Raw genomic sequence first — 21,335 nt, 5'->3', positions numbered from 1 at the left:
ACCCCTCTGCCCGGACAGGCTGCACGCTCCCGACCGCCGCGACTGACTGAGCTCGTGCCTCCCGTGCGACCGGAACGCTGTGAGCATACTCGCGGGTTGGAGGGGTGGGGATAAGCTTGGCTCAGCAAACCGCCACAAAACGTCATCCCAGCGCAGGCTGGGACCCAGTTCGTAAAGCGCAAGCGTTTGATAAACGGGCGCTATCTTGATTCACGACGGTGCGTGAAGCTGGGTCCCAGCCTGCGCTGGGATGACGATGATTTGGAGGTTCTGCGCTGGATAAGCGGGCCGCAGCGCGCGGGACCCCACCTTAAACCTCATGCCAGCACTTCGCCACCGGGGCTCAACGCCGTCAAGGCGCATGCCCGCGGAGCGGCGCCGAAGGCGGCCTTGACGGCGTTGAGCCCCGGTGGCCCACTCGCAAGCAAGAGAATTAAGGGGCGATGCAGGCGGGGGAATCTCCATCCTGGCGCGGCGCTCCGACCAAGGCTTGCGGCGCGAAACCGCGGAAAATGGACACGGCACCCCGGGGAATGACAAGGAGCATGCTGGCCATGGAAGCGCTCGAAATCGAACCATCCGAAGGCCTGCGGCGTGCCGGCCGCGAGGACAGCGCGCTGCTCGGCGCGATCACGGCGGATGCGTTTCGCGAAGATCCGTTCAATCACTGGACGTTCGGCAATGAGACCGCGATGCGGCACACCTTCACCGGCTATGCCCGTCACGTCTATACGCCGCGTGGGTATTGCTGCCGGGCTGCCGATGGTGCGGCCGCGATGTGGCTGGGGCCCGGCGGCGACAAGGAATTACCCTTTCACGCCATGCCCGGCCTGGCAGCCGCACTGCTTACCAGCGGCGGCCCGCGGGCGCTGATGCGCGGCATGGCAGCGGATGCGGCGCTGGCGGCCCATAAACCACAAACGCCGCACGTCTATCTCTTCACCATCGCCGTGCGTCCCGCCCTGCAAGGTCAGGGCTATGGCCGCCGCTTGATGCAGCCCGTGCTCAAGGCCTGCGACCGGGCCCGCCTGCCCGCCTATCTGGAAAGCTCCAACCCGGCCAATCTCGGCTTTTACGGCTCGCTCGGCTTCAAGGTGATCGGGGAGATCCAAATTGCACCAGGCGCGCCACCGATGACGCCGATGTGGCGGGACGCGCGGTAGGAGTGGGTTTGGGGAGCACAACGATCACACGCAATAATACAAAGATTACAAATACTTGTCATCCCTGACGGATGCCCCGCGAAGGCGGGGCGCAGATCAGGGACCCAGAACCACCATGGTGCAACCATCCGGGCTGGGCGGGCGAATGATTCCTGCCTCACTGCGTCAGCTTGCATGCGTCGGGCGTCTGGGTCCCAGATCTGCGCCCGGATCGCTTCGCGTCCGGGCATCCGTCAGGGATGACAAGGCGTTGATTTTTCTTAAATAACCGACGCCCCTCACCCCGCCATAATCTCAAACGACCTGAGCCGCGCTGCGTGGTCATAGACATCCGACACCACGATCAGCTCATCGGCACCTGTCCGCTCGACCAGATCCTCAATCCCGGACTTCACAGTCTCAGGCCCGCCATGGATGGAACAGCTCATCATCTGGGTGACATGGGCTTCTTCGGCGGCTGACCAATAAGTGTCGATATCATCGATCGGCGGGCGCGAGAGGCCGGGGGTGCCGCGGATGAGGTTGGTGAAGCTCATTTGCTGGGTGGTGGCGAGGCGGCGCGCTTCGCTGTCGCTGTCGGCGGCGACGATATTGACGCCGACCATGGCGTAGGGCTTGGCCAGCTGCGCCGAGGGTTTGAAGCGGTTGCGGTAGGTTTCCAGCGCCGGGATCAGGGCGGCGGGCGCGAAATGCGAGGCGAAAGCGTAGGGCAGGCCGAGCTCGGCGGCGAGCTGGGCCCCGAACAGGCTGGAGCCGAGAATCCAGAGCGGCACTTGCGTCCCGGCGCCGGGAATCGCCTGCACGGCCTGGCCGGGCCGGGACGGGGCGAGCCAGGCTTGCAGCTCCTGCACATCCTGGGGGAAGCGATCATCGGAGCCCGGTGAGCGGCGCAAGGCCTGGACGGTGCGCTGATCGGTGCCCGGCGCGCGTCCGAGGCCGAGATCGATCCGGCCGGGATAGAGGCTGGCCAGCGTGCCGAATTGTTCGGCGATGATATAGGGCGCGTGATTGGGCAGCATGATGCCGCCCGCACCGACGCGGATCGTGCTCGTGCCCGCCGCGATATGGGCGATGGCGAGCGCTGTGGCGGCACTGGCTATGCCCGCGAAATTATGATGTTCGGCCAGCCACATCCGCTTGAAACCGTGGCGCTCTGCATGCACCGCCACGTCGCGCGCATTGTCGAGCGCGGTGCGGACATCGCCGGTATCGGTGATGCGGGCGAGTTCGAGGATGGAGAGCGGAATCATCGGGTCGGCTTTCGGGACGGTGATCAGAGGGATTGGATATAGTCAGCGCGGCGCCGAGTGTAAGGGCTTGCGCGCCGAACGGCGCCGTTAAATATAGCCATTGTGTTTTGTGAGAGCCCGACCCATGCCCCTCGCCCGCCCGGTCTATCGTTTCAATGCCGCCCTTGTGCGCGAGCCATCGCGCTCCGTCGTACGCGGGCTTCGTGCCGTCGATCATGGCGATCCCGATTATGACGGCGTCGCGGCGGAACATGCCGCCTATATAGACGCGCTGGAGGCCGCCGGGCTGGCGGTGACGGTGCTGCCACCGCTGGAGGCCTTTCCCGATTCGGTGTTCGTCGAGGATCCGGCGCTGGTCTTTTCCGGCGGTGCGATCCTGTTGCGGCCGGGCAATGCGGCGCGGCGCGGCGAGACGGCGCAGATCGCACCGGCCTTACGGCGGCGATTCGAGACCGTGCTGGAAATGTCCGGCACCGGCTATGCCGATGGCGGCGACATCCTGGTGACGCCCGATCATGTGTTGATTGGCCTGTCAGCGCGCACCAATGCCGCCGGCGCCGGCGCGCTCGGGGCCTGCCTGACCAAGCTCGGCCTTGCTTCAAAAACAGTGACGACGCCGCCCGGCGTGTTGCATTTCAAGACAGATTGCGCGCTGATCGAAGAGAATTGCATTCTCACCACCGCCCGGCTTGAAGCGTCGGGTGTGTTCGAGGATTTCGAGACCCTGATCCTGCCCGAGGGCGAAGAGGCAGCGGCCAATGCCCTGCGCATCAATGATGTCGTTCTGGTCGGGGCGCAATTTCCGCGCACGATCGAAATGCTCGACCAGGCCGGCTATAGCGTGGTGCCGCTGGCGACGGAGCAGATCGGCCGCATTGATGCCGGCCTGTCCTGCATGTCGCTGCGCTGGTTTGACGAAACACTGGACGGCTGAGCCGCGGGCAAAAAAAGGCCCCGGTCTATTGGACCGGGGCCAGGACATGCCGAGTGGCATGTGAGTGTCTGGTTATGGATCAGCGTCTTGATGGTCGCATTTTCGAACCGCAAAACCGGTTCCCGCTTTTGCTGAAAATACTCAGCGATAACCGCCAACCCCGCCATCGAGCATCAGTGTCATCGAGGTCAGGCGCGTGCTTTCGCTTTCGCGCTCATAGCGGACCGATTCCATGTAGTGTTCCTCGCGGCGCATGAAGACCAGCTTGGCGCCGGGGCCATACATGCGAAGCAGGGAGCGCTCGTTACAATTGCGGCGCGGCTCCTGGGTGGCGCAGGTCAGGGAGCCACCCGGGCTATGGCGCAGGGCCTCGCCCTTGCGGCACATAATGGTCGGCGCATCGGTCCAGTTGTCCTGGCCATCCTGGCGCCAGCCGATCGTGACCTGCATCGCGGTCCCGGCCACACAGCGATAGACCTCGCCGTCATAGGTCGCGGTGACCCGATCACCATTATCGACGCGTGAGGCAGGGTGCGGCGTGCCGGTATCATCGACGCAGACGGCGCGGACCAGGCGCCATTCCTCGACCCAGCGCGAACGCTGTTCCTCACGGAATTCATATTCGGTTTCGCGTTCCAGCCCGGACACATTGAGGCCGGTGATCGCGGTTGCCGCTGGCGCCGTTGTATAAGGTGTATAGCTGCCGCCACCGATATAGGTGATCGCGCCGGCACCGGCGCCCGCCCCGGCCCGGGCCCCCGCACTGGCATTTGACGATGCATCGACATTGGTTGTCACATTGGTTGTGACATTGACCCGACTCGAGACATTGACGCCGACATTGATATTGCCGCCATGAATATTGATGTTGGGCACATTGACCGTATGACCGCCGCCATGATTGCAGCACGAAGGCGGCGGTGGCGGTGCCGGGGTGCAACACCCGTCCCCGCCGCCTGCGAATGCAGGCGCCGGCGCGACCGGAGCGATACACAAAACGAATGTCGCACTCGCCAAAGCGAGGAAACCGTGCCGGGCTGATACGCGCATGGTCATGCTCCTTCTATCCTGAGGCCGGTCTTGCAAGCGGCGGGCCGTTTTCCCCGCACAGGCGATTCCCGCCAGTGGGGAGTGGGATCGGAGCGTTTCGCCACCCGCTTGCATGGCCCCGTTCTTGAAACTCCCCCGACAAGCCGGCGGGGCAATCGAGCCGCCCGGCGCTATGACCGCAGTGTCTGGAGAGTGGAATGCGCCACGCGCAATCAAAAGCCCTACATGCCTATTGGCAGGCGCGCCGCCTGGGTGGCGCCGCGCCCTATCGGGCTGATATCGAGCCGCAGGACATTGCCGCCCTGCTCGGCCATGTCTTCATTCTGGGACGTATCGATCCGCAACATCACGTGTTCCGGCTGGCCGGCACCGGCCTGTGCGAACTGTATCAACGCGAGTTTCGCGACCAGAACTTCCTCAGCCTGTGGCGCGGTCATGACGCGGTCCATATCCAGGCCACGCTGGAGGCGTCCCTGAGCGGTGTCTCGCCAGCCTCGGTGATTGCGCGCGCCACGACTATGGAGATGCAACAAGTCCAGATCGAGATCAGTTTCCTGCCGCTGCGGGGGCCCGAAGGCCTGGTCGACCGCACATTGGGCCTGTTCCAGCCCCTGGACGCGGTGGAGTGCCTGCGCGGACGACCGATCATCCGCACCAGCCTGCGCGAAGTCCGCCCTCCGGCCAATCCCGGCTTCCTGTTTCCACCGCACGCACGCCCCGATTCGCCGCACCCGGTCATGATCGCAAACGACCAGTAGTTGAAAACACTTCTTAACCGCTTCGTCCTATCCTCCCCGATTGCAGGAGGTTGTCGTCATGCAGCAGGACTCAGGCCGGTTGGACCGCCGCAAAATCAAGATCGCCGCGCGCGGTGCCCAGGAAAGGCGCCGGCATACGCGCGTCCCGCTGCAGCTGCACGGCCGCTTCTGGTCGGAGACGCTGGGCGAACATGCCTGCCGCCTGCTCGATATTTCACCGGGCGGCGCCCGCGTCGCCTCGCGCTCAGCGCCGCCGGCCAATGCCCGCATCATCCTGATGATTGCCAGCATAGGGCGGATTGAAGGCACGATTGTGCGCGTCGAGGGCGAGGAATTCTCGGTCCGCTTCAACGCCACCGCGCGCAAGCGCGACAAGCTGGCCGATACCATCACCTGGCGTTTCAACAAGGATCGCCTCGGTCTCGAGGAAGATCGCGCCGCCGTGCGCAAGCCCGGGCGCGGCCGTGCGCGCATCCTGCTCAATGACGGCGTCGTGATCCAGGCCAATGTGCTCGACGTATCCGTAACCGGCGCCGCCTTCGAATGTCTGGAAAGGCCTCGTCTGGGCGAATTGCTACGTGTGGGTGAAATGACAGGATGTGTGGCTCGTATTCTGGACAATGGCTTCGCGGTCGTGTTCGATCCACCTGAGGCCGCGAAAAAGAGTAGCGAAGCAGCCTGATCCGCGCCTCGGCAAGTTTGAGTCGTGTTTCCCCGGTAAAATCACCGTGTCGGCCTGATTCTTGCCCTATACGGGCGATAGGAAGTAGTTGTGCTAGTGCGAGAAAGAACCGAAATGCCTCGCGATGACGGAATTGCAATGTCCTGGTTTGTGAAAGTCGAAGGCCGTGTCTATGGCCCCTACACCCCGCCGCAGATGAAGGCCTTCGTCAGCGAAGGCCGGATTGCGGCCCATTCCCAAGTCTCCAATGCGCGGGACGAGGGCTGGTGTGCGGCATCGGACGTGGATGAATTCACCGACTGGCTGGCGGAAAACGCCGGCGGCCCTGCCCCGGAAAAGCGTGTCACCGCAGGTGTTCGCCCGGCCAATTTCGTGATCGTCACCGAAATTCAGTCCGAAGCCGGACCGGAGTTTCGCAATGCGCTGACCGCCTATGGCGAGCTGGAACAGATCACGCCCGGCACCTGGCTGCTGCGTGGCCCGACCACCGCCGCCGTGCTTCGCAATGAGCTCAGCCATATCCTGGATCGCGATGATCGGCTGCTGATCATCGACGCCACCCATGACCGCGCCGCCTGGTTCAATCTGGGACGCGATGCGGATGAAAACATCCGCAATCTGTGGGGCCGCGCCAACTAGCGACGCTTCATGCGGGCAGAATCGCCGGTCGGCCTAATCGATTCGGCGCAGCTCGCGGCTGTGGCGCTGCCAGTTTTCGACATAATGATCGGCGGAGGCCTTCAGGATCTCCGCCATTTCCGGCCCCAGCGTCTTCATGACACGGCCGGGCGAGCCGACCACCAGGGAATTATCGGGAATCACCTTGCCTTCGGTGATCAGCGCGTGGGCGCCGATGATGCAATTCGTCCCGATCACTGCCCCGTTGAGAATCGTCGAGCCAATCCCGATCAGGGAATAATCGCCGATCGTGCAGCCATGCAGCATGGCGCGATGGCCAATCGTCACCCCCTTGCCGATCTTCAGCGGTGCACCGGCATCCGTGTGCAGGACTGAAAGGTCCTGAACATTGGAATCTTCACCGATTTCAATCGGATCATTATCGCCCCGCACCACCGCGCCATACCAGACACTGGCATTCTTGCGCAGGATGACGCGCCCCATCACGCTCGCATCCGGGGCCACCCAATACTCGCCGTCGGCCGGCAGTTCCGGCCGGGAATCACCCAACGCATAAATCGCCATGTCTGTCTCCGTGTAGAATTCCGTGAATTTTTAGCGACGCGGGCGTTGAGAGTCTGTTCACCGCGCTACACTCACACTGTAGCGGCGATTCGGGGTGCAGCCCCGTATCGTTTCGGCAACTCCGGACGGAAGGCCCGATCAGACGTCATGGACAGTCTGCACCCAAGCCCACCCGAAATTGACGCCTGCGGGCGCCGTCTGCCGGATTCTTCCGAACCGACCCCATCGCTACAACCCTGTCGCCCCTCTGCCCTTGGCCGAGGGGTTTTTCATGTGTGGAGACCTGAGCCATGACCAAGCGTATCGCCAAACGTCGCACTCGCACCGGTGAATTCAACGCAGCTCACTATCAGACAGAGGAGACGAAGGTTCGCGCCCTCTTCCCCGGCACCAATTGGAGCCCGGAGACCCGCGATCCCATGCGCGACCAGAGATACGTCAAGAACGTCAAACCGCGATCGGAGGGCCAGGCCGTACTGATGCGCGCCGTCGACGAACATAATCTCGTCCTGGCACTCGGTCCGGCCGGCACCGGCAAGACCTATCTCGCCGTCGCCAAGGCGGTCGAGGCGCTGGAAGCCGGGTCGGTCAGCCGGATCGTGCTGTCGCGCCCCGCCGTCGAGGCCGGCGAATCAATCGGCTTCCTGCCTGGCGCGATGGAGGAAAAGCTCGCGCCCTATCTGCGGCCGCTCTATGACGCCCTCGCCGACCGGCTCTCGCCCAAACGCCTGCAGGCGATGATGCAGGAGGGCCTGATCGAGATCGCCCCGATCGGCTATATGCGCGGCCGCACGCTCAATAATGCCTTTGTCGTCGTCGATGAGGCGCAGAATTGCACCTATGTTCAGCTTAAAATGTTGCTCACACGGCTGGGCTGGAACGCGACCATGGTTGTCACCGGCGATCCGGCGCAATCGGACCTCCTGCCCGGCATGTCCGGACTGGGAATCATCGCCGACAAGCTGGAACCGCTCGAGGACATCGCCGTCTGCCGCCTGGCAGCTGAGGATATCGTGCGCCATCCACTGGTGGCGACCATGTTGACGGTGCTTTAGCGCGCTTGCGCGACCGGGAATGAAGGCGGCGCGGCTCGAAAGGGACGCGCCGTCCTGATTCAGGGTCCTGTCGCCCCAGCAACCTCAGTGAATCGTCGCCGGCATCACCCGGTATCGCACCAGCATGCGCAAAGTGAGCGCGTTTTCCTCGCCTTGACGCAAGCCCAGCCGCTGCATTTCGCGCGTCGCCCGCTCGCGAACACGCCGGGCACGCAGATATTGCACCGCGATGAAGCCCGCGATCGCCGTATAGGCGGCATATTCCATGATGCCATACCAGTTGGGCATGAAGATCCAGACCAGGAAGGCGGCAATCGCGGCGAAGATGATATCGACCGGCCAGCCCTCCGAGGCGGTGAAGAAGGCCAGCATCGGGAAGATGGAGCGATCAATATCACCCTCCGGATCAATCTTCGCCAGCAAGGTCTCGAATTCGGCCGACTGGGTCGTATAGGAGCGATTGAGCTCGGTTTCCGGCGTGTATTCCGGCGCATGTGGCGGCAGGTCGCGATTCATCAGGACGCAGGCGCGCATCAGCCATTCATCGTCCTGCAAGCGGCCATGGCCGACATATCCTGCCATTATTCGTCCCCGAGCCGCGTCGCGAGCCAGGCTGCCGCCTGGGCCGGTGTCTGGTGTTCCAGATCGACCAACCGATTGGCACCGCGCATGGCATCGCCGTCAATCGCCCCGACCAGTGGCGCCAGCGCTTCGGCGAGGCCAGGCATGGCGGCGGCGCGCGGCGAGAGCAGGATCACCGCATCATAGGGCGGCAGGATATGGGCCGGATCCTCCAGCACGACGAGGTCATAAGCCGCAATGCGGCCATCCGTGGTGTAAGCGCTGATCAGATCGACCTGGCCATCGCGCACCGCGCCATACATGAAAGTCGAATCCATCGCCCGCGTGCGCATCGCGCCAAGGCCATAAGCGTCGCGCGTACCGATCCATTCGGAACGGACGAAGACTTCCGGATCACCGCCGACCGATAATTCATCGGCATGAGCGGCCAGATCGGCCAGGCTGGCAACATCCAGCTCGCCCGCACGATCCCGCGTCATGGCAAAACCATAGGCATTTTCAAAACCGAGCCGGCCCAGGGTGAGGATGCCGTCACGCGTATGCAGCCAGGCCGTCATCTCGGCGAGCATGACATGACGCTGCGCCGCTTGCGGCCGCTCCATCAGGGTCGCCCAGATCGTGCCGGTATAATCAATATAGACATCAATCTCGCCGGAACGCAGCGCGTCATAGGCGATGGTCGAGCCCAGATTGTCGCGGCGCTCGACAACAGCGCCCGCCCCTTCCAGCACATCCTGCATCAGGGCGGCGAGAATATATTGTTCGGTGAAGGCCTTGGCGCCGATGCTGATCGTCTGACCGGCCAGGTTTGCCGGGGCGTTGCTGGCGCTCGAATTGGTGGCTGCAGGCGCCGGGGCCGGGACCAATACCGGCAGGAGCGAGAGCGAGACCACCAGCGCCAGTGCAATTGCAACCCCGCCCGCCAGACCGCGCCGCCGCGTCCTTGCGGCGATCTCGAGCAGGCGAATCATCTGGTCGAACACAATCGCCAGACCGGCGGCGAAGACACAGCCGAACAAGACCGAGAGCCAATTGCGCGTCTGCAGGCCGGCAAAGATGTAATTGCCCAGGCTGGACGCCCCGACCGGGGTCGCCAGCGTTGCCGCGCCCACCACCCAGACGACGGAAGTGCGCAAGCCGGCGACGATCACCGGCAGGGACAGCGGCAGCTCGACCCGCCACAGACGCTGGGTCTCGGTCATGCCCAATCCGCGTGCCGCTTCGCGCACACCCGGCTCGATGCCTTGCAGGCCGACAATCGTATTGCGCAATATGGGCAGGATTGAATACAGCATCAGTGCCAGGAAGGCCGGCCAATAGCCGATCATCCCGCCCAGCAGCGGCACCATCAACGCCAGCAGGGCGAGGCCGGGAATCGTCTGGATCACACCGGCAATATTGAGCACCCCGCCGGCCAGTCGCGGTCGCGGCGCGGCATAGATACCGAGCGGGACGCTGATCGCCATGCCGACGAAAATCGCCGCCAGCGACAGCAAAACATGTCCGGAGAGCAAATGCGGCAGTTCGGCCCAGCGTTCGGCGAAATTCTCGCTCATGCCTCCAGCTCCGCAATCCGGCGCATCTGGCGGCGCGGCGTATCCAGCAAGGCGGCGACATAATCATCGGCCGGCGATTTGAGCAGCTGTGCCGGACTGCCGCACTGAACGATCAAGCCGTCACGCATCACCGCGACCTGATCCGCCATGATCAACGCTTCGGCCATATCATGGGTGACCATCAGGGCGGAAAAACCGAGCCGGGCCTGCAGCGCCATGAAATCCTGTTGCAGCCCGTCACGCGTAATCGGGTCGAGCGCGCCGAAGGGTTCGTCCATCAACAAGAGATCCGGCTTTCCGGCCAGGGCGCGCGCGAAGCCGACACGCTGGCGCTGTCCGCCGGACAGGGCATCGGGATAGCGCTCGCCAAATTCAGCATGATCCAGGCGAACCAGTTCGAGCATTTCGCGCACGCGCGCAGCAATCGCGGCCGGCTCCCAGCCCAGCAGGCGCGGCACAATGGCGACATTGGCGGCAACGCTATAGTGGGGGAACAACCCATCGCCCTGCATCACCCAGCCGATCGAGCGGCGCAGCTCGACCGGATCGAGCGTGGTGATGTCGGCACCCTCATACAAAATCGAACCGCCCGAAGTTTCCTCCAGGCGGTTGATCAGTTTGAGCATTGTGGTCTTGCCGCAACCCGATGTGCCGGCCAGGGCCAGCAATTGGCCGCGCTGCAAGCTGAGATCGACGCCGGCAACCGCCTGAACACCACCGGGATAGGTCTTGGTGACCGCCCGGGCTTCAAGCACGGTCGTCGACGGCTCGATCAAAGCTCTTCCAGATCAATGTCCAGAATGGTGATCTCGAAGGAATAGGAGGTTTCACCCTCATCGATGATCTTGGCGACGACACCGAGACATTCATCGCCGATATGGATTTCAGCGCATTCATCGGGGCGATTGCGGCACTGAACCGCCATCTCCGGATTGAGTTTATTGCGCAGGAAGCGCTGCAATTTCGCGGCTTCGCCGGCGGTCATATTCTTGTTCACAATGTCTCTCCGGTCGGGGGATTCGAATTGGCGACAAATAAGCCCATGCGAGGGGGGTGCGTCCAGTGCAGGGCCTGCGATCATCCGCGCTGACGGCGGGTGCGGCGCAGACCCGGCCGTCTATTTCCCGTCGGGGAAGGTCTGATCCATGCTGCGCGCGGGCTGCGGACAACAATCGCCCACCACCTTGGCCGGCACGCCAGCCACCGTGCAGCCGGCCGGGACCGATTTGAGCACCACCGAACCGGCAGCGATGCGGGCCTGGTCACCGACCTCGATATTGCCGAGCACCTTGGCGCCGGCCCCGATCATCACGCCGCGTCCGATCTTGGGGTGACGATCTTCATGCGCCGCGCCCGTGCCGCCCAGCGTCACCTCGTGCAGCAGGGAACAATCATCACCGATCACCGCCGTCTCGCCGATCACGACTGCGGTCGCATGGTCCATCATCACGCCCTGCCCGATCCGCGCCGCCGGATGGATATCGACGCCGAAGCGCTCCGAGACCCGGCTTTGCAGATGAAAGGCGAGGTTTTGCCGCCCCTCTCTCCACAGCCAGTGGGCGACGCGGTGCAGCTGCAGCGCCTGATAGCCCTTATAATAGAGGAAGGGCTGAAGCACGCTCTTGCAGGCCGGGTCACGCTCCTCGACCGCGACCATGTCGGCAATCGCCTGGGTGACAATGCCCGGATCGCCTTTCAGCGCCGCCTCGGCGACATCACGTGCCAGCATGGCATCGAGCTGGGCATCGGCCAGCTTGCTCGCGAGGCAATAGGCCAGCGCGTGGGAAAATTCGTCGTGCCGCAGCACAGCGGCATTGAGAAAACTGGCGAGAATCGGTTCTTCCGCAGCCGCTGCGGCGGCTTCGACGCGCAGACGCGCCCAGACGGCCTGGGTTCCGGTGCGCGCGGCAATCGGCGCTTTGGCCTGGCTCTGTGACATCACATTCTCCTGCCTTCAACGTTGCAGCATGACACCGGAAAGCTCTGACGCCAACAGGCCCTGTTGCGCCATATAGTGAGCCCGCATCAGCATCGCCACCGTCAGCGCGTCGCGAATTCGCCCCGACATCGCCTCTTCGAGGGCGTCGAGGAAATGAACGCGGCGGGTCTGGAGGACTTCAGTCCCCTCCGGTTCCGGCTCGCCTTCATGCAGGCCGGTGGCGAGAAATCCGATCGCGCGCTCATCGGTGATCGAATTGGACAGGTCCAGCTGCAGGATCTCGCTCCAGTGATCAGCGCTCAGTCCGGTCTCTTCCTTCAGCTCACGCCGGGCATCGGCGAGCGGCTCACCCTCGAGCTGGCCGCCGCCCGCGGGAATTTCCCAGCTATAGCGATCCAGTGCGAAGCGATGCTGCCCGACCAGCGTGACCGAGCCATCGGCATGGATCGGCAGTACCACCAGCGCCAGATTGCGCGGCGACATCACCGCATAGACGCCCGGCTTGCCGTCGGGCTGGGTAATCTCGAATTCGTGCACCCGCATCCAGGGGCTTTCAAACGCAATACGTTCGCCGTGAATGGTCCAGGGACCGCGTGTGTGAGGCATGTCCTGCTCCCGTTTCTGGAGCGCTCTAAGCCTGTTTCGCCCGCGCCATCAAGTCACCGCGCCGCTGTTTGTAATTCCGAACCTTCTCGGCAATGCGCCGCTTGCGATCCTCGAGCCGCGCCAGGAGCGCGAAAGCGGACGGCGCGAAGACCAGCGCCAGGATAGCCGAGCCGGCCACCCCGCCGACCATCGCCGCGGCGAAGGGCAGCCAGAAGGCATCGCCCGACAGGAGAAGCGGCACAAAACCGCCAATCGTCGTCAGGGTCGTCGACAGGATATGCCGCGTCGCATCCATCACCGTCGCCTGCACGGCGCCGGGCTGCATCGCGACAGCGGCCGGATTGGTGCGCAGCGCCGACAGGACAACAATCGCACCATTGATCGACAACCCCATCAGCCCCATCGAGCCAACAATGGCGTTGAAACCCAGCGGCGTCCCGAACAGCCAGACGCCAAACATGGCCAGCCCGACCGAGAGCACGGCGACGATCAGGATGATCCCGGCATAGCGAAAACTGTTGAAGGCCAGCACGACCGAGCCGACCATCAGCACCAAGAGCGGGATCGCGGTCGAGAACAGGCCTGCCATCGCATCGCCGCGCTCGGCGGCTTCGCCGGCGACCTGCAATTCATAGCCCGGCGGCAGCGCGATATCGGCCGCGTCCAGCGCCGTGAAGAAATGCTCCAGCGCCGGTGCCGGCAAGGTGTAGGGCTCCAGATATCCATAGATCGAATTGACCCGGCGGCCATCCTCATGCGGGATGATGGACACCTGCGGCGCCAGCGTGACGTCGCCAAGCGAAGCCAGCGGCGCGGCGAACACATTGCCGCCGCTGGAGCGCAGTGGCGCGCCGGCGACAGAGGCGAGGTTGGATCGCCGATTATCCCGTGTGATGACGCGAACGGGGAGTTCCTCGACACCTTCCAGGACACTGCCGCCGACGACACCATCCAGATCGCCGCGCAAGCGGTCGGCGAGTTCGGAAAGGCGCATGCCGGAGAGTTCAGCCGACGCTTCATCGGCCATGATGCGGGCGACGGGTTCGCCCATTTCAAGCAAGGCCAGGGTGTGGGTAATGGTCGGCGTCCTGGCCAGAACGCTGCGGATTTCATTGCCGAGCCGGTTGAGCTCGGTCAGTTCCGGCCCGACCAGGACCAGTTCGATCGGAGCCGGGATGGGCGGGCCCTGTTCGAACGGCAGGCTGAGAAAACGCGCCTGCGGGAAAGCATTGAGCATTTCCAGCTGCAGCGCCGGAAGGATACGCCGGGTCACGGCATTCGACCGGGTGTGCACAAAGCCGGACGCATAGTTGGACACGCCGGACTTGTTGCTGATCGCATTGTAATAGGTGCGCGGCGCGCTTTGCCCCAGCACCCAGGTGACGCGTTCCACGCCGTCATAGCGCTCGATGATTTCGCGCGCCCGTTCGGTCTGGCGCCGGGTCTCCTCGATCGAGGCGGAGGACGGCAATTCCAGTTCGATCTGGAACATGTCGCGATCGGTCTGCGGGAAGAACTGCACCGGCAGGGCCGAGGCGGCTGCGAAACCGGCGATCGGCAGGAGGATACTGCCGAAAATCCCGATCCAGGGCCGCGCCGTGATCGTGTCGAGCAGGCGGCGATAGAGCGGCGCAAAAGGCCCGGCACCAAGTCCATGGCGCCAGAAACGCCGGGGTTCTTCACTCGCCCCGGCATCGTCAAACCAGGCCGCGAAAGCACCAACCACCGTCATCGCCAGGATGAAGGAGGAAACGACGGCGAAAATCACCGAAATCCCGATCATCGAGATGAATTCACCCGCAGCGCCCGGCATAAGGGCAATGGGTGCAAAGGCGAAGACCGTGGTCATGGTCGAAGCCAGGAGCGGCGCGAAGAGATGTTTCAGCGAGGCATCAAGCGCATCGACCGGCGATCGGCCCCGCGCCCGGTACAAGCGGTATTCGTCGACCACAACGATCGCATTATCGATCAGCAGGCCCAGCGCCACGACCAGCCCGGTCACCGACATCTGATGCAGCGGCTCGTCATAAATCCGGGTCAGCAGCAGCACGGCGAGCACGGTCAGCGGCAGGGCCGTGCCGACGATCAGCGCCGAGCGCCAACCCATCATGACGAACAGGACTGCAAACACGATCAAGCCGGAATAGCCCAGATTCTGGGCCAGACCATTGAGCCGGCTCTCGACATAATCGCCCTGGCGGAAAATCGTCTCGACCGCGACACCCGGAACCGAGTCGGCAAATTCGGCGACCACCGCGTCGGCGTCCCGCGACCAGAGGTCGGCGCGCAATTCGGGCTGGAGGTAGGCGGCGACCAGCACGGAGCGGTTTCCATCCATCATCGCCATCGCCGAGGCCGGGGTGCGAGCCCCCTTTTCCACGTCCGCGACATCGCCAACGCGGATGAATTCACCATTTGGCCCCTGACCCAGCGCAATCGCGCGGATCCGGTCGATACTGTCGAATTCGCCATCAATCTCGATATTGAGGTCGACCGTTCCCGACCGCAGTTCTCCGGCTGGCGCGCGCGCATCGGCACTGGCCGTCAGCCGGGCGACATCGGCGACTGTCAGGCCGAGAGCCGCCAGGGTGTCGGGATCGGCGATGATGCGGAATTCTTCCTCAACCTCACCGAAAATCGCGGTTTCTTCGGTGCCTGAAAGATTGCGCAACCGGCTTTCCAGGTCCGTCGCCAGGCGGGAGAGAATGGGCAGGTTCTCCGCGCCCTGCTCGCCCCAGGACAGCGCGACAATCATGGTCGCAGCGCCGAGATACTGGCGGCGCACATCGGGCGCTCCGGACCCGGCCGGCAAAGTCGGGCGCACGCTCTCGACCTGTTCGCGGATCTGCGTCCAGGCCTGGTCGACCTGGGTCGCAGTGAGGTCTTCGCGGATCTGCAAATGGATGATCGAGATCCCGGACCGCGAGGATGAGGAGGTCGATTCGACCTCCGCCAATTCGTGGATCGCATCCTCGAGCGGAGTGGTGATCAGGGCTTCGACGCGCTCGGCCGAAGCGCCCGGAGCGGCGGTGACCACCAGGCCATAGCGCTCGACGAGTGAGGGGTCTTCCTGGCGCCCGAGCGACATGAAAGCCCCCATCCCGGCGGCGACCAGCAGAATGACGGCCAGAATCGTCAGGCGGGAATAGCGAAAGAAGATCGTGCTCATTGCGCGCGGGCCTCGAGCACGGCGGGGGTCACCCGCAGGCCGGGCGTGATGCGCTGGATGCCGGAGGCCAGAACCAGCTCGCCATCGGTCACGGCGCCGCGCACGAAGACACGGTCCGCCTCGATACGCACAGTCTCGACGACGCGTGCCTCGAGCGTGTAGTCGCCCGCATCGGGATTGAGGACATACACGGTCCACAGTCCGCGCCGGCCTTCGGCGAGCGCCGATGTGGGCACCCAGAAACCATCGGCGGCAATCGGTGTCGCCATGGCAAGGCGGACAACCTGGCCGACCGCGACAGCACCCGGTTCGATGTCGAACAGGACGGTGACGGTGCGACTATGCTGGTCGACCACGCCGGTTGAGGCGCGGAAGCGGGCATTAATCGGGCCGCTATCGGCGAGGAAGCGATAATTGCGATCAGCGCCCAGGCTGGCGGCCAGCACAGGCGGCAGACCGACCCGGATTTCCAGCGAACCGCTCTCGATCAGTTCGAGCAAGGGCTGGCCGGGCGCGGCAATCGTCCCCTCATCGGCGAGGCGGGCGGTGACCACCCCGTCGAAAGGGGCTGTCATGCGGGCCAGGTCGAGCTGGACCCGGATCGCATCGGCGGCCGCGGCGGCTGCACTTTGACGCGCCCGGGCCGCGCGGGTTGACGTGCGGACCTCATCGAGGCGTTGCTGCGAGACATGGCCGCGTTCGAGCAATTGCGCCTGGCGGGCCTCGGTCTCGGCGGCGAGCGCGGTCTGGGCTACGGCCTCGGCGGTCTGGGCATCGGCCGCCGCGATCTGGGCAGTTACAGCGCGGGTATCGAGCACGGCCAGGACATCACCGGCGCGGACCTGATCACCGACGTCGACGCTGATCGCATCGATACGGCCGCTGCGCTCAAAGCCGAGCGAGCTCTGGCGCCGCGCCGCGACAAGTCCGGGAAAGAATTCCTCGATACTGGCATCGCTAGCATATTCAGCTTCGATGACCGCAACCGGCAGGGGTGGTGGCGCACTGATCTGCAGTGTCGCTTCGGCGCGCAGTGCCGAGACCCCGAATACCAGTATGGCAACGCCGATCGCGGCCAACGCCACGCTCGTTCTCGCACCCAGTCGCCGACTTTTTCCGGACATGTGCCCACCCTTGCTGCAAACTCACAGCTTCATATAGGGTGTTAAATGTCGTTTGAAAAGTAAACGCTGTTCACTGATTTTGCATAACCGCTATGCGTCAGGCTTTAAGCCCTTGCAGCATCATGTCGGTATGGAAATCGATCACCGCATCCGCTGTGACATGTTCCGACCCGGGCATGCCGGCCGGGAAGCCTTCCATCGAGACCATCAGCGTTGTCAGCCCATGCAAGCTGGCCCAGACGCTCTTGGACGCAAGCCTGGGATCGACCGTGCGGAATATTCCCTCCGCCATGCCGGCTTCAATCATGCCCACCAGGGCATGTTCGGCCTGGAAGGCCACATCCTGCTCGTCGTGGACGTGTGGCGCGATTTTCTTGCCGGAGGAAAACGCCATCATGTAATGATTGGGCTCTTCAATTCCGGTTTCGATATAGGCGCGCATACAACGGGCACACAGACTGGGCGTTTCGCCGCCCTCTTCCTGCGCACCGCGAATCCGCTCCATCAGGCGCTCGAAGAATGTGTCGCGAATGGCCTCGAACAGATCATCCTTGGACGCGAAATACTTGTAGATCGCCGCCGGGCTGTAATCGATCGAATCCGCCAGCCGGCGCATGGAAATGCCCTCTTCGCCCTCAGCGGTAAAAATGACTTCGGCGGCGTCGATGATCGCATCGCGCACCTTGCGGCGTCGGCGATCAGCGGGCGTGTCATCATCGATAGCGATTTCCACAGTCATTGGTAGATTTCCCTCCCGCAGCGACGGGGTGTCATTACATGTATACCCGATAGATATAACGATCACCGAACCCAAACGTCAAAGCGACAATCTCTCACCCCCCAAGAGGCGTCCGATGAACAACAAGATTTCTCACGATTTTCCGGCGCCCGGCGAGCCGCTGGCCCCATCACACGCCAGCGCCGACACGCTGGCCCTGTTGACCCGCCGCCGCTCAACCCCGGCCATCGGCCTGGCCGAGCCCGGACCGGATGCGAACCAGGTCGAGCATTTGCTGGGAATCGCCTCGCGGGTTCCCGATCATGGCAAGCTTGCGCCCTGGCGTTTCATCTTGTTCGAAGGCGAGGCCCGCAACAGTTTCGGCATGATTCTCGGCAAGGTCTGGGCGGTGAAGAACCCGGACGCGACCCCGGATCAGATCCGTTGCGAGCAACAACGCTTCGAACGCGCGCCGCTGGTGATTGCGGTCATCTCGACCGTGACAGAACATCACAAGATTCCGCTCTGGGAGCAGGAATTATCAGCCGGCGCCGCTTGCCAGAACCTGTTGATTGGCGCTTCGGCCATGGGCTTCGCAGCGCAATGGCTGACCGAATGGTATGCCTATGACTGCGACATCAAGGACGCGCTCGGTCTGCGGTCGGGCGAGCGTATCGCCGGCTATATCTATATTGGCTCATCCGCGAGCGAGGTCATGGAGCGGCCACGGCCGCGCGCCCATGTCGGACGCTGGAAAGCCTGAGGCCAAACAAGGTTAAGGGACGCCTAACACCGCCCAGATTTCATAATACTGTCCAATTCCCGGTCTTCCCGCCAGAACCGGTGCTGAAGTCTCGGGAAATGCGCCTGGGCATCTGGCCTGCCGCAATTGTGGCGGTCCCGCCCTGCTTTCCCGAACCAGTCAACGCCTGACCGGGCGAAGCGGGGAAGACGAGTGACATGAAAGCGTTGAAATTCGCAGCTGCAATCCTGGGCCTGTTCGCGACAACGGCACCTGCCGCCCTGTCGCAGAGCTGGGAATTCTCCATGAATCCCGGACCGCGTTGGGACAGCCCGACGACGAGCGATTACTTCAAGTTTCGCGGCCGCGCCTATTTCGATATCGCCGATGTCGACTGGTCGAGCCCGCTAAGCGCGGCGCCAACCGATGATGAAGAATGGCGCACACTCTGGTTTGGCATTGAAGGCCAGATCGGCAATCTCAAGCTTGTGGCTGAATATGACTGGCTGCCCGATGATCCAGCGCCGACCGATGTCCATCTGACCTACCGCCTGCCTCAGGGCAGTGTCCGGGTCGGTAATTTCAAGACCATGAACTCGATGGAGGAACAGACCTCCTCGCTCAATATGAGCTTCATGGAGCGCGGCCTGCTCACCGATATTTTCGGGATCGACCGCCGTCTTGGTGCCGCCTATTTCTGGTCCAATGATAATTTCACGGCCTCGGCCGGCCTTTATGGCGGCAAGATGGAAGACAATTTCCAGCTCGCCGAAGCCGATGATTCCAGCGCCTTCGCGGGCCGCCTCACCTGGCACACCGAGACGGACGCCGGCACCACGCTCCATCTGGGCGCCTCATTCCGCAGCCTCGATTATGATGGCGGAGCCCGTCTGCGCGACCGGCCACAGGCTCACCTGGCCAATAATTTCGCCACCGCTGATTACCGCACCGGCCAGCCACTTGGCGAAGCCGAGAACTCCGATCTGATCGCGCTTGAAGCGGCCATCATTCGCGGCCCGTTCTGGGCTCATGGTGAATTTGCCCGCATGACGCTGGACGGTCCCGCTGGCGACCCGGCCTTCGATAGCGGTTTTGCCTCGCTGGGCTATATTCTGACCGGCGAAACGCGCGGCTATCGCGGCTCGTCCGGCGTGTTCGGCGGCATCTCGCCGAACTCGGCGCTGTCCGCAGGCGGCCATGGCGCCTGGGAAATCGCGGCACGGGCCGACTACGCCGATATGGGCGATGCCGGTCTGGGCACGATCGAGACCCTCACCCTGGGCATCAACTGGTATGTCGAACGTTATGCCCGCGTGATGTTCAACTATGTCTCCGGCGAGCACGACGCCCCAACTTATACCGAGACGAGTGACGTGGCCCAGCTGCGGCTCCAAGTCGGCTTCTAGAGACCCCACACCCCGCCCGGTCAGCACCCCCCTGCTGATCCGGCACTGGCGCTGTTCCTCCCTCCCCCCTCAAGGAACAGCGCCTATTTTTTTGCTTGCCCTCCGCGACGAGCGGTATGCGCCGGCAGCGGCGAAGCAGCGTGAGTGTGGGTGCCTGCGCCTGCATTGGCTTGTATTCCTGGAACGGGCTCAGCCCCGTCCGCGATAGCTGGCAACGCCCTGCTCGGGGATCCAGACCCCGGCCGGGGCCTCACCCGTTGCGAAGAAAACATCGATCGGAATGCCGCCGCGCGGGTACCAATAGCCACCAATGCGCAGCCAGACCGGGTCGAGCTCCCTGACCAGACGCTGGGCGATCTGAGTCGTGCACGCCTCGTGGAACGCGCCGTGATTGCGGAAAGAACCGAGAAACAGCTTGAGCGATTTGGATTCGACGATCCAGTCACGCGGCACGTAGTCAATCACCAGGTGCGCGAAATCCGGCGCACCGGTCACCGGGCATAGCGAGGTGAATTCCGGCACAGCGAAGCGGATCATATAGGGCGCATCGCAGGGATTGGCGACGCGCTCAAGCGCAGCCGTGTCGGGATGATCGGGCAGCGGCGTCGAAGCGCCGAGCTGGCCGAGATCTTGATAGCGGTTATCGGTCATGCCGCGCAATTAACCCCGGCGCGGCCGCGATGCAATCGGCAAACGCCCTGCCGGGGCCGCTTTCATCCACTAGATCCGCAATTCGTCGGGTACCGGCATGGTCGTGCGCGAAAACACGCGGCGAATGGTGAAAGAGGAGACCAGCCGCGCCACGCCCGGCAGGCCGGACAGGACCTCGCGATGCACATGCTCATAATCATTGGCGTCGCGCACCAGGACCCGGATGAGATAATCGGCATCGCCGCTCATCAGATAGCATTCCATCACCTCGGGTACGGCTTCAACGGCGGTCTCGAAGGCGACCAGTGTTTCGCGTTTCTGATTGTCGAGCGTGACCTGGACATAGACGGTGATCCCGCGGCCCAACGCCTTCTCCGACAGGATGGCCACATAGCGGTCAATCACACCGCTGCTTTCCAGCGTCTTGACCCGCCGGTGACAGGCCGAGGCCGACAAGCCGGCCCGTTCGGCGAGCTCGGAATTGGTCAGACGGCCATGCTCCTGCAATTCGGTCAGGATCGCGACATCAACATCATCAAGGCGCACGGAACACTCTCCTTGCAGACAGGGCCTGCCACAGCTTGGGCGGCTACAATTCGGGCGGACGCAAAATATTCTGGATTTACGCCCGATCAAACGATATATGACGCGCTTTATGGTGTGACGCGCACGATAACTCAAGCGAAATGCCGTAAATCTTGAAGATTCTTCTATTTCTGGATCGCAGGAACGCCCTGAACGCCGGAT

At 63.4% G+C, this 21,335-nt stretch carries 22 protein-coding genes; 8 read left to right on the top strand and 14 right to left on the bottom strand.

Annotation, left to right across the window (positions count from 1 at the left end; translation table 11 throughout):
- The first annotated feature begins 545 nt into the window (after positions 1 to 545).
- Positions 546 to 1,163 (top strand): GNAT family N-acetyltransferase, encoded by a 618-nt coding sequence (locus ACN0YJ_RS10215; protein ID WP_417496127.1) that lies wholly within the window; start codon positions 546 to 548, stop codon positions 1,161 to 1,163.
- Positions 1,164 to 1,441: 278 nt separating this feature from the next.
- On the opposite strand, the gene ACN0YJ_RS10210 is transcribed toward ACN0YJ_RS10215, so the two are convergent.
- Positions 1,442 to 2,413, bottom strand: coding sequence for an LLM class flavin-dependent oxidoreductase (locus ACN0YJ_RS10210; RefSeq protein ID WP_417496126.1), 972 nt, complete (start codon positions 2,411 to 2,413; stop codon positions 1,442 to 1,444).
- A 124-nt stretch (positions 2,414 to 2,537) separates the two neighbouring features.
- Here ACN0YJ_RS10210 and ACN0YJ_RS10205 point away from each other — a divergent pair, with 124 nt between their 5' ends.
- Positions 2,538 to 3,347: an arginine deiminase family protein gene (locus ACN0YJ_RS10205; protein WP_417496125.1), complete on the top strand. Its 810-nt coding sequence runs from the start codon at positions 2,538 to 2,540 to the stop codon at positions 3,345 to 3,347.
- A gap of 141 nt (positions 3,348 to 3,488) precedes the next feature.
- Here the strand turns inward: ACN0YJ_RS10205 and ACN0YJ_RS10200 are convergent, their stop codons facing one another.
- Positions 3,489 to 4,403, bottom strand: coding sequence for a hypothetical protein (locus ACN0YJ_RS10200; protein ID WP_417478215.1), 915 nt, complete (start codon positions 4,401 to 4,403; stop codon positions 3,489 to 3,491).
- Between the two features lie 191 nt (positions 4,404 to 4,594).
- Here ACN0YJ_RS10200 and ACN0YJ_RS10195 point away from each other — a divergent pair, with 191 nt between their 5' ends.
- The 3 genes from ACN0YJ_RS10195 (at position 4,595) to ACN0YJ_RS10185 (ending at position 6,476) form a co-directional block, all read left to right on the top strand.
- Positions 4,595 to 5,155 (top strand): PAS domain-containing protein, encoded by a 561-nt coding sequence (locus ACN0YJ_RS10195; RefSeq protein ID WP_417478216.1) that lies wholly within the window; start codon positions 4,595 to 4,597, stop codon positions 5,153 to 5,155.
- 58 nt (positions 5,156 to 5,213) lie between these two features.
- The gene (locus ACN0YJ_RS10190; RefSeq protein ID WP_417478217.1) at positions 5,214 to 5,837 is read left to right on the top strand and encodes a PilZ domain-containing protein; all 624 of its coding nucleotides are present in this window, start codon (positions 5,214 to 5,216) and stop codon (positions 5,835 to 5,837) included.
- 138 nt (positions 5,838 to 5,975) lie between these two features.
- Complete coding sequence (locus ACN0YJ_RS10185; protein WP_417478218.1) at positions 5,976 to 6,476, top strand: DUF4339 domain-containing protein; 501 nt, start codon at positions 5,976 to 5,978, stop codon at positions 6,474 to 6,476.
- 33 nt (positions 6,477 to 6,509) lie between these two features.
- Here the strand turns inward: ACN0YJ_RS10185 and ACN0YJ_RS10180 are convergent, their stop codons facing one another.
- On the bottom strand, positions 6,510 to 7,040 hold the full coding sequence (locus ACN0YJ_RS10180; protein WP_417478219.1) for a gamma carbonic anhydrase family protein: 531 nt from the start codon (positions 7,038 to 7,040) through the stop codon (positions 6,510 to 6,512).
- A gap of 290 nt (positions 7,041 to 7,330) precedes the next feature.
- Between ACN0YJ_RS10180 and ACN0YJ_RS10175 the strand changes: the two genes are divergently transcribed.
- A complete protein-coding gene (locus tag ACN0YJ_RS10175; protein WP_417478220.1) occupies positions 7,331 to 8,095 on the top strand; it encodes a PhoH family protein in 765 nt (254 codons plus the stop codon).
- Positions 8,096 to 8,179: 84 nt separating this feature from the next.
- Here ACN0YJ_RS10175 and ACN0YJ_RS10170 read toward each other — a convergent pair whose 3' ends face one another.
- From ACN0YJ_RS10170 to ACN0YJ_RS10130, 9 genes are all read right to left on the bottom strand, one after another.
- The gene (locus ACN0YJ_RS10170) at positions 8,180 to 8,677 is read right to left on the bottom strand and encodes a hypothetical protein (RefSeq protein ID WP_417496124.1); all 498 of its coding nucleotides are present in this window, start codon (positions 8,675 to 8,677) and stop codon (positions 8,180 to 8,182) included.
- On the bottom strand, positions 8,677 to 10,233 hold the full coding sequence (locus tag ACN0YJ_RS10165; RefSeq protein ID WP_417496123.1) for a glycine betaine ABC transporter substrate-binding protein: 1,557 nt from the start codon (positions 10,231 to 10,233) through the stop codon (positions 8,677 to 8,679). Before ACN0YJ_RS10165 ends, ACN0YJ_RS10170 begins: the two co-directional genes overlap by 1 nt.
- On the bottom strand, positions 10,230 to 11,009 hold the full coding sequence (locus ACN0YJ_RS10160; protein ID WP_417478223.1) for an ATP-binding cassette domain-containing protein: 780 nt from the start codon (positions 11,007 to 11,009) through the stop codon (positions 10,230 to 10,232). Before ACN0YJ_RS10160 ends, ACN0YJ_RS10165 begins: the two co-directional genes overlap by 4 nt.
- The gene (locus ACN0YJ_RS10155; RefSeq protein WP_091770547.1) at positions 11,006 to 11,230 is read right to left on the bottom strand and encodes a DUF3126 family protein; all 225 of its coding nucleotides are present in this window, start codon (positions 11,228 to 11,230) and stop codon (positions 11,006 to 11,008) included. Before ACN0YJ_RS10155 ends, ACN0YJ_RS10160 begins: the two co-directional genes overlap by 4 nt.
- 120 nt (positions 11,231 to 11,350) lie before the next feature.
- A complete protein-coding gene (gene cysE / locus ACN0YJ_RS10150) occupies positions 11,351 to 12,172 on the bottom strand; it encodes a serine O-acetyltransferase (protein WP_417478224.1) in 822 nt (273 codons plus the stop codon).
- Positions 12,173 to 12,187: 15 nt separating this feature from the next.
- Positions 12,188 to 12,778, bottom strand: a complete 591-nt coding sequence (locus ACN0YJ_RS10145) for an NUDIX domain-containing protein (RefSeq protein ID WP_417496122.1) — start codon at positions 12,776 to 12,778, stop codon at positions 12,188 to 12,190.
- Between the two features lie 25 nt (positions 12,779 to 12,803).
- Positions 12,804 to 15,947 (bottom strand): efflux RND transporter permease subunit, encoded by a 3,144-nt coding sequence (locus tag ACN0YJ_RS10140; protein ID WP_417496121.1) that lies wholly within the window; start codon positions 15,945 to 15,947, stop codon positions 12,804 to 12,806.
- The gene (locus tag ACN0YJ_RS10135; protein WP_417496120.1) at positions 15,944 to 17,071 is read right to left on the bottom strand and encodes an efflux RND transporter periplasmic adaptor subunit; all 1,128 of its coding nucleotides are present in this window, start codon (positions 17,069 to 17,071) and stop codon (positions 15,944 to 15,946) included. Before ACN0YJ_RS10135 ends, ACN0YJ_RS10140 begins: the two co-directional genes overlap by 4 nt.
- A 97-nt stretch (positions 17,072 to 17,168) precedes the next feature.
- A complete protein-coding gene (locus ACN0YJ_RS10130; RefSeq protein ID WP_417478228.1) occupies positions 17,169 to 17,810 on the bottom strand; it encodes a TetR family transcriptional regulator in 642 nt (213 codons plus the stop codon).
- A gap of 115 nt (positions 17,811 to 17,925) precedes the next feature.
- Here ACN0YJ_RS10130 and ACN0YJ_RS10125 point away from each other — a divergent pair, with 115 nt between their 5' ends.
- Positions 17,926 to 18,552 carry a nitroreductase gene (locus ACN0YJ_RS10125; RefSeq protein ID WP_417478229.1) on the top strand — a complete coding sequence of 209 codons (627 nt, stop codon included), beginning with the start codon at positions 17,926 to 17,928 and terminating at the stop codon, positions 18,550 to 18,552.
- Between the two features lie 197 nt (positions 18,553 to 18,749).
- A complete protein-coding gene (locus ACN0YJ_RS10120) occupies positions 18,750 to 19,937 on the top strand; it encodes an OprO/OprP family phosphate-selective porin (RefSeq protein ID WP_417496119.1) in 1,188 nt (395 codons plus the stop codon).
- 189 nt (positions 19,938 to 20,126) lie between these two features.
- Here ACN0YJ_RS10120 and queF read toward each other — a convergent pair whose 3' ends face one another.
- Positions 20,127 to 20,588 carry a preQ(1) synthase gene (gene queF, locus ACN0YJ_RS10115; protein WP_417488975.1) on the bottom strand — a complete coding sequence of 154 codons (462 nt, stop codon included), beginning with the start codon at positions 20,586 to 20,588 and terminating at the stop codon, positions 20,127 to 20,129.
- Between the two features lie 69 nt (positions 20,589 to 20,657).
- Entirely contained in the window at positions 20,658 to 21,134 is a 477-nt protein-coding gene (locus tag ACN0YJ_RS10110) for an Lrp/AsnC family transcriptional regulator (protein WP_417478232.1), read from the bottom strand.
- Positions 21,135 to 21,335: the final 201 nt, after the last annotated feature.

Source organism: Maricaulis sp. (genome assembly GCF_048270095.1).
Taxonomy (GTDB): Bacteria; Pseudomonadota; Alphaproteobacteria; order Caulobacterales; family Maricaulaceae; genus Maricaulis.
Note: the sequence above shows the minus strand (reverse complement) of the source record. Positions and strands in the feature narration are given on the sequence as shown.

What these genes read in the sequence shown, in the direction of transcription:
- ACN0YJ_RS10215 (WP_417496127.1), top strand. Translation starts at nt 546, where the DNA reads ATGCTGGCCATGGAAGCGCTCGAAATCGAACCATCCGAAGGCCTGCGG.
- ACN0YJ_RS10210 (WP_417496126.1), bottom strand. Translation starts at nt 2,413, where the DNA reads ATGATTCCGCTCTCCATCCTCGAACTCGCCCGCATCACCGATACCGGC.
- ACN0YJ_RS10205 (WP_417496125.1), top strand. Translation starts at nt 2,538, where the DNA reads ATGCCCCTCGCCCGCCCGGTCTATCGTTTCAATGCCGCCCTTGTGCGC.
- ACN0YJ_RS10200 (WP_417478215.1), bottom strand. Translation starts at nt 4,403, where the DNA reads ATGACCATGCGCGTATCAGCCCGGCACGGTTTCCTCGCTTTGGCGAGT.
- ACN0YJ_RS10195 (WP_417478216.1), top strand. Translation starts at nt 4,595, where the DNA reads ATGCGCCACGCGCAATCAAAAGCCCTACATGCCTATTGGCAGGCGCGC.
- ACN0YJ_RS10190 (WP_417478217.1), top strand. Translation starts at nt 5,214, where the DNA reads ATGCAGCAGGACTCAGGCCGGTTGGACCGCCGCAAAATCAAGATCGCC.
- ACN0YJ_RS10185 (WP_417478218.1), top strand. Translation starts at nt 5,976, where the DNA reads ATGTCCTGGTTTGTGAAAGTCGAAGGCCGTGTCTATGGCCCCTACACC.
- ACN0YJ_RS10180 (WP_417478219.1), bottom strand. Translation starts at nt 7,040, where the DNA reads ATGGCGATTTATGCGTTGGGTGATTCCCGGCCGGAACTGCCGGCCGAC.
- ACN0YJ_RS10175 (WP_417478220.1), top strand. Translation starts at nt 7,331, where the DNA reads ATGACCAAGCGTATCGCCAAACGTCGCACTCGCACCGGTGAATTCAAC.
- ACN0YJ_RS10170 (WP_417496124.1), bottom strand. Translation starts at nt 8,677, where the DNA reads ATGGCAGGATATGTCGGCCATGGCCGCTTGCAGGACGATGAATGGCTG.
- ACN0YJ_RS10165 (WP_417496123.1), bottom strand. Translation starts at nt 10,233, where the DNA reads ATGAGCGAGAATTTCGCCGAACGCTGGGCCGAACTGCCGCATTTGCTC.
- cysE (WP_417478224.1), bottom strand. Translation starts at nt 12,172, where the DNA reads ATGTCACAGAGCCAGGCCAAAGCGCCGATTGCCGCGCGCACCGGAACC.
- ACN0YJ_RS10145 (WP_417496122.1), bottom strand. Translation starts at nt 12,778, where the DNA reads ATGCCTCACACACGCGGTCCCTGGACCATTCACGGCGAACGTATTGCG.
- ACN0YJ_RS10140 (WP_417496121.1), bottom strand. Translation starts at nt 15,947, where the DNA reads ATGAGCACGATCTTCTTTCGCTATTCCCGCCTGACGATTCTGGCCGTC.
- ACN0YJ_RS10135 (WP_417496120.1), bottom strand. Translation starts at nt 17,071, where the DNA reads ATGTCCGGAAAAAGTCGGCGACTGGGTGCGAGAACGAGCGTGGCGTTG.
- ACN0YJ_RS10130 (WP_417478228.1), bottom strand. Translation starts at nt 17,810, where the DNA reads ATGACTGTGGAAATCGCTATCGATGATGACACGCCCGCTGATCGCCGA.
- ACN0YJ_RS10125 (WP_417478229.1), top strand. Translation starts at nt 17,926, where the DNA reads ATGAACAACAAGATTTCTCACGATTTTCCGGCGCCCGGCGAGCCGCTG.
- ACN0YJ_RS10120 (WP_417496119.1), top strand. Translation starts at nt 18,750, where the DNA reads ATGAAAGCGTTGAAATTCGCAGCTGCAATCCTGGGCCTGTTCGCGACA.
- queF (WP_417488975.1), bottom strand. Translation starts at nt 20,588, where the DNA reads ATGACCGATAACCGCTATCAAGATCTCGGCCAGCTCGGCGCTTCGACG.